The organism is Natronomonas sp. (assembly GCF_046710025.1).
Classification (GTDB): domain Archaea; phylum Halobacteriota; class Halobacteria; order Halobacteriales; family Haloarculaceae; genus Natronomonas.
Genome location: NZ_JBKEGK010000189.1, coordinates 1 through 5,010, shown reverse-complemented (window position 1 = coordinate 5,010; position 5,010 = coordinate 1). Strand labels below are relative to the sequence as shown.

Annotated in this window: 6 protein-coding genes; 3 read left to right on the top strand and 3 right to left on the bottom strand. The window is 67.5% G+C overall.

Translation table 11 applies throughout. From position 1 onward, the window contains the following. Window positions 1-199: 199 nt before the first annotated feature. Window positions 200-1,552: a hypothetical protein gene (locus tag ACI944_RS11570; RefSeq protein ID WP_411719211.1), complete on the top strand. Its 1,353-nt coding sequence runs from the start codon at window positions 200-202 to the stop codon at window positions 1,550-1,552. Beyond that, a complete protein-coding gene (locus tag ACI944_RS11565) occupies window positions 1,545-2,282 on the top strand; it encodes a hypothetical protein (protein WP_411719210.1) in 738 nt (245 codons plus the stop codon). Before ACI944_RS11570 ends, ACI944_RS11565 begins: the two co-directional genes overlap by 8 nt. Here the strand turns inward: ACI944_RS11565 and ACI944_RS11560 are convergent, their stop codons facing one another. Continuing rightward, window positions 2,283-2,669, bottom strand: coding sequence for a hypothetical protein (locus ACI944_RS11560; protein ID WP_411719209.1), 387 nt, complete (start codon window positions 2,667-2,669; stop codon window positions 2,283-2,285). 130 nt (window positions 2,670-2,799) lie between these two features. Between ACI944_RS11560 and ACI944_RS11555 the strand changes: the two genes are divergently transcribed. Further along, window positions 2,800-3,021: a hypothetical protein gene (locus ACI944_RS11555; RefSeq protein ID WP_411719208.1), complete on the top strand. Its 222-nt coding sequence runs from the start codon at window positions 2,800-2,802 to the stop codon at window positions 3,019-3,021. Here ACI944_RS11555 and ACI944_RS11550 read toward each other — a convergent pair. Together ACI944_RS11550 and ACI944_RS11545 are read right to left on the bottom strand one after the other, a co-directional pair. Then, entirely contained in the window at window positions 2,975-3,964 is a 990-nt protein-coding gene (locus ACI944_RS11550) for a 5,10-methylenetetrahydromethanopterin reductase (protein ID WP_411719207.1), read from the bottom strand. The genes ACI944_RS11555 and ACI944_RS11550 overlap by 47 nt on opposite strands. Before the next feature lie 124 nt (window positions 3,965-4,088). Continuing rightward, window positions 4,089-4,841 carry a coenzyme F420-0:L-glutamate ligase gene (locus ACI944_RS11545; protein WP_411719206.1) on the bottom strand — a complete coding sequence of 251 codons (753 nt, stop codon included), beginning with the start codon at window positions 4,839-4,841 and terminating at the stop codon, window positions 4,089-4,091. Window positions 4,842-5,010 lie beyond the last annotated feature (169 nt).

Genomic DNA, 5,010 nt, shown 5'->3' with positions numbered 1-5,010 from the left:
CTTTTCATTGTCGGAGAACGTCGTCACGGGGTGTCGCGCGGGTGATGGCCCTTGCGGCACCTAGCGCTCTCAGGGCGGGGACGAACGCCGCGGGACAGCCCGGGGCGGCGATACGGCGGCCGAGTCGACCCGAACGGTATTTAACGCGGGACGGCATGGCACCCACGACGCGGTCCAACTGACCGCACGGATCCAACCGATGATCGACGACGACCGCCGGGACGCAAACCGCATCCTCTCGGCCGCGCTGGACGACCCGAAGACGGTCTCGGGAACAGAACTCGACCGCGCGCTCGGGTTGCTGGATAGCGACGCGAAACGCGTTCGGCTCGGCGCGGCGTGGGGGTTCGGCCTCGTCGCGGACGCTGCCCCGGAGAAAGCCGTGTCGTACGTCTCCCGGATCGCAGGGGAAGTTGACACGTCGGATCCACACGCCGCGGCCGCCCGGGCACTCGCGTACATCGCACAGTCGAACCCCGCGGCGGTCGAGCGCGAACTTCGGACGCTCGAAGAGCCCGCCGCCAGGCGGTGCCGCGAAGCGATGTGGGGACAGTTCGCCGCCCGGACGACAGTCGAGGTGCCGGGCGACCGCGATGGACCTGAGGGCGCATCGATGGGCCGCTCCGACGGCGATCGCTGGGGGTGGGTCGGCGGCGGAAGCGCGACCACTTACGATACCGACGAGGGAACCGACAGGCGCAGTCCCCCGACGGATCGGCCGTTCGACCCGCCGAGTGTCGACCACGACTACGACCGATACACGCCGATCGAGACGATCCACCGGGGATCGATCGCACGGACGTTTAAGATCGTCTACCACACCCCTGACGGCGATGTCCACGCGGGACTGTTCAAATCGTTCGACCCGTCCGTGGAGGCGTTCCGGCCAGCGTTCGACCGGCGGATCGGGATGTGGAACTCGATCGACGGCCACGACGCGATCCTGCCGGTCATCGATTGGGGAACGACGCCTGATCCGTGGGTTGTAACGGCTTACGAGTCGGTGACGGGCGTTGCGACGCTCGGTGAGGAACGTCGGCTCGCGGCCGCGGTCTGGACGCTTCGGACGATCGCCGACGCGCTCCGATTCGCTCACGAGCGCGGCGTTATTCACGGTGCGTTGACCCCCGGCTCGATCGTCAGAGCCACGATCCTCAGCGAGCCTGAGGCGTGGCGCTACCCCAGAGTGACCGACTGGGGCTACGTCGACCTCCTCCGGAACGGGCGTCCCCCCGAGTCGATCCCCGAGCACTATCTCGCCCCCGAACACGTCGATCCGGGGACGTACGGAGAGGTAGACGGCGCGACCGATGTCTACGGATTCGGTGTCGTCGGTCGCGAGGCACTGACAGGGGGCCGGGAGGACACGGAGACGGACAGCCGAGCACCCTGGGACGGCGACGTTACGCTTCCGGCCGACCTCGAAAGCCGACTCCCTGATATCGGGAGCTTTCTCCGACGGTGTCTCGCCGCCCGGAAGGCCGAGCGCTTCAGCACGGTTGCGGCGATGGCGGCCGCCCTCAACTCGGTGACGGAGGAGCTCGATGGCTGATCCGGCCGTCGCCGGTTCCGGGGCCCTCGCGCGGTTTCTGGCCTTTGTCCTCCTCTTTGTTTCGTGCGGTGTCGCCACCGTCTATGCCGCGTTGAGCGACCGTGCGGGAACACTCTCGGTCGGCATCTGGCGGTATGTCGTCGTCGCGATGGGCACGGGAATGGCCTACGCCGTTGCTGGCGGCTATGAACTCGTAGGGACGGCTGCGGTCGCCACGACGACGGTGACGGGGGTCCGGCAGGTCCTCCAGCTGTTTTTCATTATCTTGGTCTCGCTCTCGATGCGCGAGCTCTACTACCGGCTCCCGTACCGCGATCCGGGGTCGACGGCCATCCCCCACAGCCGGGCCCGGCTACTCGAGGCGGCGTTCATGGGAATCGCTTTCGTCGAGTTTGCCGTCGTCATCGCTATCGGGCTGACGGCCGCCGTCCAGGCGGTTCAGGCCGTCGCGAGCGTTGCCTTCGCGGCCTACGGGGTCTCCTTCGCCGCAGGGACGCGGGCGGAGGCGATGGCTGGCGGGACCGTCATCGACGGCCTGTTGGTCCGGTTCATCGCCGTATTGAGTTGTCTCGGCACCGCCGGAGTTCTGGAGGGCGCCACGCTGCTCGGCGTCCCCCCGGCACTGGCGGCGGCGGCGACCACGGTGTTCATCGTCATGTCGGCGACGTTTCTTTTCGCGCTCGGGGTTCGGCTCAAGGCCAACGTCGACGCGGTATCGGGGGTCTCGTAGCTACCACGCCTTGCAGTCCACACAGACGAACCGGCCGTCGTCCCGCCAACGCCGCTTGACTGTCGCCCCACAGTCGGCGCACTCGGCGCCGCCGGGGGTCCAGCCGTAGGTCGAGTGCGTCGGATCCGGGGCCGTGCCGTGGTCGCCCGACGCTGTCGCGTTTGCCCGCTCGTCCGTCTCTTCAGCCCCGTCTCCGTCCGCGCTTCTATTCGTGCCTGCCTCTTCGTCGCCGTCTCCCGTTCCGTCACTATCCGTCGGCTCGGCTGCGTCCATCGGTCCGTCCCCGACCGACTCGTCCCCGGCCTGCCGCCCGCTCTCGTCGGTTGACTCGTCTCCCTCCTCGCGCTTGGAACCGTCGAAAAAGTCGTTCAGCGAGGCGTCCTTCATACCGGTAACAGGGGAGCCGACCACTTCAACGGTGAGGACGGGACGCTCCGCAGGCTCCCCCCACAGGTGTGCACGCGACCCGCTGACGCGAGACGGACACAAACAAGTAGGAGTGGTCCGAAATCTCGGCATGGTCGAGATTCAGAGCGGTCTGCAGGAGAACACGGTCGGAGCGGTCGAGCAGTTCGCCGAAATCGCGAGCGTCGACCCCCTCGTCGCCGCGATGATGCTCAGCGGCGCGGTCATCACCGGGCTCGCGGTCACCATCTTCGGCGTTGCGACGCTCGGAGCCGTCGTGTCGTCGATCAAGCGCGGTCTGTCCGGCTCCGAAGAACCGAACCAGCCAGTCTGATCGCCTCGTCGAGGTCCGGCCCCAGCGGTGACCCGGCGACGAAGCTGTCGGCGTGCTCCATGACACCGTCGATGCGATCCGCCACGCTGTCGGGCGTCCCGGCGATACAGAACGCGTCGATCATTTTTCTGGTCACGGCGGCGAACGCCGCCTCAAACTCGCCCGCGGAGATGTGCTCGCCGATCGTCGCCGCCGTTTCTCTGTCGATGTCGTGTCGATCCAACACCGGCGGAGCCGCCCCGGCGGCGATGAACGCGACCGCCGGGCGGGCGGCCTCGCGGGCCGCCTCGGCGTCGCTCGACAGCGAGACCGACGCGTAGGCGGCGAAGTCGAACTCGCCGTGCTCGGCAGGGCGCTCGTCGAGCCCCGCTTCGACCTGTTCGGCCGCCCACGCCATGTCTTTGGGGTGTGAACCGTTGAACAGCAGCCCGTCGGCGTGTTTCGCCGACATCCGGATCATGTGCGGCCCCTGCCCGCCGACGTAAACGGGGATCGTCTCGCTCGGGACGTCGAAGTTGAGGCCCGCGTCAACTGCGTCGAACGTGCCATCGTGATCGACGCGTTCGCCGTCGAAGAGGTCTTGTGCGACTTTGAACGCCTCGAGAACACGCCGCAACGCCTTGTCGTGCTCGAATCCGAGATTCTCGATCGTGGAACGGTCGCCGGGGCCGATCCCGAATACTGCTCGGCCGCCGGACGCCTCATCGAGGGAAGCGACCCGCGAGGCGAGCGTGACCGGGTGCGTCTCGTAGGGGTTTGCGATCCCCGGACCCAGCCGGACGTCGTCGGTGCGGGTCGCGATCCGATCCAGGGCGACGAAGGGGTCGCGGTTGTTGTAATGACAGGAACTGAACACGGTGTCGAAGCCGTTCGACTCGGCGTGTTCGCCCAACTCGGCGATGCGACTGACGGGATGCTCGGGGGTGAGTTCGATGCCTAACATTGGTGTAATCGGTCTGTCTTCGGATCGTTCCCGGTGGGACGAACGCGGGCGGATCTCATTCGCAGAGAACGGGCGAGCCTCAGTTGAGGTATATGAGCGCACCCCAACCGTCGAGCGCGCGCGGTCATCCGTCGAATGCCCACTCTTGGAGCGCTTCGCGGACGATGTCGTCCTCCTCGCGGCGGAAGAGGTCATCGCTGCCGGCGTGATCGCCAAACGACCATCCGCGGACGACAACGGCGGGCGTTCCGCCGCCGCCCTCCCCGGCGACGAGGTTCGCCGTCGCGGCGAGTTCGTCGACGACCGCCTGAACGGTGACGCCCAACTCCCGGCCGTCGCGGTCGGATTCGCCGCGCCAGTCGCGGGCGGCGGACAGCCCCGCCCACCCGACGGCGACGCCCCGTTGGCCGTATCTGAAGGGTCGGCCGGACGTGTCGGTGACGATGACGGGGACAGAGAGGGCTTCCGAGAGGCGTTCCGCCGAGTCGCTCGGAGCCTCAGGCAACAACAACAGGTCGGCGCCGGGGACGTTCGAGCGGTCGATGCCCGCGTTGACCGTAATGTGGCCGAACCGCGTCACGGCGAGCAGGAACGGGGCCTCGGTCAGCAACGCCTCGCTCTCCTCTAAAACCGCCTGCGCGAAGCGTGGGTCCTTCCGATCGCCGGTCACCGACTCGAGTCGGTCGGCGATCGCCTCCGCTCGCTCGGAGGCGGGAAACGCCGAAAGGTCGGCCTTCCGACCCTCGGCCTTCGAGACGACCGTGCTCGCGACACAGAGCACGTCACCGTCTTCGAGGTCAACCCGCTCCTCGACGAGGCCCGCGAGGTCGTCGCTCTCGCTGATTTCCGGAAGTTCCTCCACCGCGAACGTCTCCATATGCCTATAAGCGCTGCGACGAATAAAAAGGGGCGCGATACCGGAGACGCATCTAACAAACGAGTCGGACCGAACGCGCCGGGGAGCGCGATCAGTCGTCGCCGGGCGAGGGTACCGACAGCGTCGTCGCGTCGTCGGCCTCGAAGCCCCCGTAGTGGACGATTTCCTC

Excerpts from the sequence above, each read along its gene's own strand:
- ACI944_RS11570 (WP_411719211.1), top strand. The coding sequence starts at position 200 with ATGATCGACGACGACCGCCGGGACGCAAACCGCATCCTCTCGGCCGCG.
- ACI944_RS11550 (WP_411719207.1), bottom strand. The coding sequence starts at position 3,964 with ATGTTAGGCATCGAACTCACCCCCGAGCATCCCGTCAGTCGCATCGCC.
- ACI944_RS11565 (WP_411719210.1), top strand. The coding sequence starts at position 1,545 with ATGGCTGATCCGGCCGTCGCCGGTTCCGGGGCCCTCGCGCGGTTTCTG.
- ACI944_RS11555 (WP_411719208.1), top strand. The coding sequence starts at position 2,800 with ATGGTCGAGATTCAGAGCGGTCTGCAGGAGAACACGGTCGGAGCGGTC.
- ACI944_RS11560 (WP_411719209.1), bottom strand. The coding sequence starts at position 2,669 with ATGAAGGACGCCTCGCTGAACGACTTTTTCGACGGTTCCAAGCGCGAG.
- ACI944_RS11545 (WP_411719206.1), bottom strand. The coding sequence starts at position 4,841 with ATGGAGACGTTCGCGGTGGAGGAACTTCCGGAAATCAGCGAGAGCGAC.